The organism is Streptomyces sp. NPDC057638, assembly GCF_042800315.1.
In the GTDB taxonomy this organism is placed as follows: Bacteria; Actinomycetota; Actinomycetes; order Streptomycetales; family Streptomycetaceae; genus Streptomyces.
In genome coordinates this window covers 1-5,111 of record NZ_JBHVHF010000434.1, presented here as the reverse complement: position 1 = coordinate 5,111, position 5,111 = coordinate 1, and the positions used below count along the sequence as shown (strand labels likewise).

Annotated in this window: 5 protein-coding genes; all 5 read right to left on the bottom strand. The window is 73.5% G+C overall.

What is annotated here, in order from left to right; genetic code table 11:
• Positions 1–1,087 precede the first annotated feature (1,087 nt).
• Complete coding sequence (locus ACFVIM_RS32680; protein ID WP_384309270.1) at positions 1,088–1,246, bottom strand: DUF6760 family protein; 159 nt, start codon at positions 1,244–1,246, stop codon at positions 1,088–1,090.
• On the bottom strand, positions 1,243–1,737 hold the full coding sequence (locus tag ACFVIM_RS32675) for a hypothetical protein (protein WP_384309267.1): 495 nt from the start codon (positions 1,735–1,737) through the stop codon (positions 1,243–1,245). Before ACFVIM_RS32675 ends, ACFVIM_RS32680 begins: the two co-directional genes overlap by 4 nt.
• Positions 1,734–2,174 carry a phage tail protein gene (locus tag ACFVIM_RS32670; protein ID WP_384309264.1) on the bottom strand — a complete coding sequence of 147 codons (441 nt, stop codon included), beginning with the start codon at positions 2,172–2,174 and terminating at the stop codon, positions 1,734–1,736. The genes ACFVIM_RS32675 and ACFVIM_RS32670 overlap by 4 nt, the downstream gene beginning before the upstream one ends.
• A gap of 110 nt (positions 2,175–2,284) precedes the next feature.
• Positions 2,285–3,874 (bottom strand): phage tail sheath family protein, encoded by a 1,590-nt coding sequence (locus ACFVIM_RS32665; protein ID WP_384309261.1) that lies wholly within the window; start codon positions 3,872–3,874, stop codon positions 2,285–2,287.
• A gap of 296 nt (positions 3,875–4,170) precedes the next feature.
• On the bottom strand, positions 4,171–5,111 hold a 941-nt coding region (locus ACFVIM_RS32660; RefSeq protein ID WP_384309259.1), incomplete at its 5' end, for an ATP-binding protein.

Here is a 5,111-nt window from a genome sequence, read left to right as displayed (position 1 = left end):
CGTCGGCGGAACTGTCGCGGCCCCGGCCGGTCCCGCCCCGGCCGGAGCGGGACCCGACGCGGCCCCGGCCGGAGCCGACGCGGTCTTCGGGGCCTTCGGAACCGCCGAAGCTCTCGACCTTTTCGCAGCCGCCGGAGCGGCGGCCGGAGCGGCGGCCGGAGCCGAGGAACCCGAAGGAGCCGGTTTCGACGGACCCGGGCGCGGTGTTTCCGCGCCCGCCGTCCCCTCCGTGCCACTGCCTGTGCCACTGCCCGTGCCTGTGCCCGTGCCCCGTACCGGCATCGGCGGTCGCCCGGCGACGGGACCAGGCTCCGCCGGGGACGTGCTGGGCGGGGCCGCCTCGGATCCCGGCGCCATGCCACGGTGCGGCGCGGGGACGGTCCCGGGACCGGGATCCCGCACGGGGCCCGGTGCCGCATGCGGGGGGCCCGTTCCGGAATCCCGGCCCAGCAGCGGTGCCGAGGGAGGCGGGGACGGCCTGCGCGACCGCCCTCGCGTGGCGTCCGGGGCCGGTGGTCCCGCCGTTTCATGGCCCGTCGTTTCATGCCCCGCCGTCTCATGCCCCGGCGGCCGGGGGCGGCGCGGACCGCCGGTCGTCCGAGCGGGCTCCGGTGCCGCACCGGTGCCGGGCACCACCCCGGCCGGGCGGGCGGGGGGCGTCGGGCCGCTCCCGTACGTACCCGCGCCCGTATCCGTCGGCGCGGCGGACTCCGGCCGGACCGCGCGCAACAGCAGGGGGCCGCCGGGGCCGTTGGTACGGGGCGCGGTTACCGGGCGGGCGACGCCGTGGATCACACCGGCCGGGGCGGAGGGGAGCACGGCGTGTCCGAGGTCCGTACCGAACCGGAGGTTCTGCCAGGCGGCGAGGTGGGAGCGGAACCGCAGCCCATCGCTGACCGGGGGCACCGGGCGGGCGAGGGTGAGATCCGGCGGCGGCACGGCCCGCCAGCCGCCGTCCCAGCCGGGGAGCCCGGGGCCGGGCGCGGGTGCGGCGGCCGTCCCGCCGCTCCGGGGGCCGGGTCCTTCCGTGCGCCCGTCGCCACCCCGGCGGCCCCGCCGCCGCAGCGCCTTGAGGAACCCCATACCCTCACCCACCCTCGCCGGCGCGGGTGTTGATCCGTGCGATCTCCGCCACCCACTGCCCGCGTTCGCGGTGGGTGAGGTCGAGGATGTCCTCGCGCGGCCAGTGGAAGTGGTAGGCGATGTACGCGATCTCCTCCCGGAGCCGGGAGGGCGCGTACGTCACGATTCCCCCAGGCGCCCGCCCGAGAGGTCGACCTCGAACGAGCCCTCGCAGTGGGGACAGGTGACGGCCGCGCGGGTGTGCCCCTCGCTGTTGATGCGCCGGTAGAAGTCCTGGAGGAAGGCGACGTCCGTGGCGTACATGCGCTCCACGACACCGGCGTGCACATCGCTGACCGTGCCGAGCCGGGTGATCACCTGGCTGAGCAGCACCACGCTCAGATAGGCCGGGTTCTCCTTCACCCGCAGATCGATCTGCGGCCGGAGTTCGTCCCGCGCGGTGGCCAGCCGCATGGCGCCGGAGTGGTGGACGGTGCCGTTGTCGTCGACATAGCCACGCGGCAGTTCGAACGCGAACTCCTCGTAGGGCGTCGCACGCCGTGGCGCGGGGCCGCGCGCGGGTGCGGCGGCGGGACCCCGCTCGTCCGGTCCGCTGTCGTCGGCGCTGTTCAGCAGCTCCTGGAGGTTGCCCGGCACCACCGTACGCCTTCTCATTCGACCACGATTTCCTCGAACGTGATGGTCACGGACTCGGTCGCGGCCGAGGACTCACCGGCCTTGAGGGAGGGGCCCTCCCATTTGCTCGCCCAGCCCTGCATCAGCTGGATACGGCGGACGGTGGCGCCGGTGGTGTCCTTGATCTCGATGGTGAGGTTCTGGCGCGCCGTGTCGATCGCGCCGTTGTTCAGCGTCTCCTTGATCCACTTGGTGAACTCACTGCTCTGGTCGAGACCCCGGGTGATCGTGATCTCCCCGGCCTTGCGGGCGCCGGGCTGTTTGCGGATGATCTGCTTTCCCTCGGCGGTCACCTGGTTGACCTCCACCACGTCCTCCTCGACCGTGAAGCCGCTGATCTCCTGGATGGACTCCACGAGATAGCCGCCGAGCTGGACGCCGAAGATATGGGTGGAAAGAGCGTCGCCCTCTGCCATGGCCGCTCGTCACCTCTTCCCGTGTGATCGGTGGATCGGCCTCAGCGGCCGTACGGTGGCCGGTGCCGTGGCGCGTGTCCACGGCCCGTGCCCGGGCCCCGCCCGGTGGGTCACTCGCTCACCAGGCTGGTGCTGTCGGAGAACTGCGCCAGCCGGAAGACCACGAACTCGGCGGGCTTCACCGGCGCCACACCGATCTCACAGACCACCCGGCCGAGGTCGATGGACTCCTGGGGGTTGTTGTCCCGGTCGCACTTGACGTAGAACGCCTCCTCCGCGACCCGGCCGAACAGCGCGCCCCGGCGCCACTCGTCGGTGAGGAACGCGGTGACGTTGCGCCGGATGCTCGCCCACAGCCGGTCGTCGTTCGGCTCGAACACGACCCACTGGGTGCCCAGGAGGATGGACTCCTCCAGGTAGTTGAAGAGACGGCGGACGTTGAGATAGCGCCAGGCCGGGTCGGACGAGAGGGTCCTGGCGCCCCAGATCCGGATGCCACGGCCGGGGAACGCCCGGACACAGTTGACCCCGATCGGGTTGAGCAGCGCCTGCTCGGACTTGCTGAGCCGGATGTCGAGGTCCACCGCGCCCCGGATGACCTCGTTGGCCGGGGCCTTGTGCACCCCGCGCTCGTTGTCGCTGCGCGCCCACACCCCGGCGATATGGCCGCTGGGCGGCACGGTGGTGTTCCGTCCGGTCGCCGGGTCGAACACCCTGATCCAGGGGTAGTAGAGCGCGGCGTAACGGGAGTCGTACCCGGCCTCGTCGTTGCGCCAGGTACGGGCCCGCTGCGCGGTCATCGCGGGCGGCGCGTCCAGGATGGCGACCCGGTCGCCCATCTGCTCACAGTGCGAGACCACCGCGAGCTGGACCGTTCTGACGCCCTCCTCGTCCAGGCCACCGCGCTGGTGGACGCTCATCAGATCGGGCACCGCGACCATGGTGACCTCGTCGATCGACTCCAGCCCGCCGAAGCCGGTGCGGGCCTCGGAGTCACCGACGTACTCGCCCGGATCGAGCCGGGCCATCCTGCCGGAGTCGGCATCGGCGGCGCCGGGCGCGGGCGGCGCGGCGGGGAGCCGGACGGTCTGCTTCTCCGGGCGGGTCTGCTGGGCGCCCGGCTGTTCGGCGACCTCGACCAGCTTGGACTCCCTGAGCTGCTGCACCACATAGCTCTTGGTGTTCTTGCGGGTGGAGACGTCATACGTCTCCACCACGCGGTTGCCCTTGCGCACCACGAGCCGGAACCGGTCGTCCGGCGGGTTCTCGCCCTCGGCGTCGGCGACCTCCACGGAGATATCCGCGCCCGCGCCCGGCAGCGCGCCGACCAGGAACCCGCCGAGCGCGGTGGTCGGCCCGGTCGACACCTCGGCGGGGACGGCCCCTTCCGGCGCGCCGTCCGCCCCGCCCGTGACCGCGCTCCCGCCGGTCCCGCCGGTCCCGCCGATCCGCACGACATAGGCCAGGCCGCCGCCGTTGGCGAAGTAGCCGTAGACGGAGTGCGCCAGATAGGTGCCCTCCGTGAAGGAGCCGAAGGTACGGACGTACTGGTCCCAGCTGGTCACCAGCGTGGGCTCGTGGAAGGGCCCGCGCTCGGCCAGACCCACGAAGGCGGCGACCGCCGTGCCGACCCCCTCGATCGGCCGGGCTCCGGACTGCACCTCCTCCACGTAGACGCCCGGGGTGAGGTACGACGGCATACTCGCTCCTTCGGCGTGGTCTACGGGTCACCGCCGAGTCTCCGGCGGTGATCCACCCGGCAGTAGGTCCCCGGGGCCCCGGCGCGGGGCAACGACGGTGCCCTCCCGGGCCCCCGGTACGGATCGGAACGGCCCGCACCGGGGGCACCACCCCGGTCGCCCCGGCGGCCCGCCGGGGCGTGCGGCCCCACCGCCGTACCCGGGGCACCGCTCCGGCCGGGCCGCCACATCTCCCGGGCCCTGCCCTTCCGGGTCCGGCACCGTGCCCGGTGCGGGCCGTCGTGGCTTCCCGGGAGCTAGGTCGTGCCCCGCGCGTCCGCGAGCCACGGTCCGAACTCGCCCTCCAGCAGCAGCCGGCCGAGTTTGCGGTACTCCTGCGCCACCGCCGTCACCACCTGTGCCATGGTCAGCGGCCCGCCCGCCGCCGCGGCCAGATAGGCGGCGGTCACCGCGCAGGACCGGATCGAGCCGCCCGCGAGTTCGAAGTTCCGGGCGCAGAACTCCAGGTCGAGGCCGTCGCCACGGGGCAGGGCGGTGCCCAGGCAGCGGTCCCACAGGGCGAGCCGCTGACCGGCGTCGGGCAGGGCGAAGTCCACGATCAGATCGAGCCGCCGGGTGAACGCCTCGTCCAGGTTGGCGCGGAGGTTGGTGGTGAGGACGGCGATCCCGTCGAAGGACTCCATCCGCTGGAGCAGATAGGCCGACTCCATGTTGGCGTGCCGGTCGTGCGAGTCCCTGACGTCGGAGCGCTTGGCGAAGACGGCGTCGGCCTCGTCGAAGAGCAGGACCCCGTTCACCTCGGCCGCCTCGGCGAAGATCCGTTCCAGGTTCTTCTCGGTCTCCCCGATGTACTTGTCGACCACGGTGGAGAGATCGACAACGTACAGGTCCATACCGAGATCGGCGGCGGCCACCTCGGCGGACATGGTCTTGCCCGTACCGGACTCCCCCGCGAACAGCGCGGTCACCCCGCGCCCCCGGCCGCCCCCGGGACGCATCCGCCACTGGCCGAGGACGGTGTCCCGGTGGCGCGCCCGGGTCGACAGCTCCCGCAGCTGACGGAGGGTCACCGGGGGCAGCACCAGATCGGGCCAGCCGACGGCGGGCTCGATCCGCCGGGCCAGGCGGGCGAGGCCCGCGCCGTTGTGCGCCCGTACGGCGGCGCGGATGTGCGTGGCGGCCACCGGCCGGCCCTCGACGGCCGCCAGCCGGGTGGCGGCCGTGGCCGCCTCCCGGA

Coding starts and splice junctions, on each gene's coding strand:
- ACFVIM_RS32675 (WP_384309267.1), bottom strand. CDS start 1,737: ATGAGAAGGCGTACGGTGGTGCCGGGCAACCTCCAGGAGCTGCTGAAC.
- ACFVIM_RS32670 (WP_384309264.1), bottom strand. CDS start 2,174: ATGGCAGAGGGCGACGCTCTTTCCACCCATATCTTCGGCGTCCAGCTC.
- ACFVIM_RS32665 (WP_384309261.1), bottom strand. CDS start 3,874: ATGCCGTCGTACCTCACCCCGGGCGTCTACGTGGAGGAGGTGCAGTCC.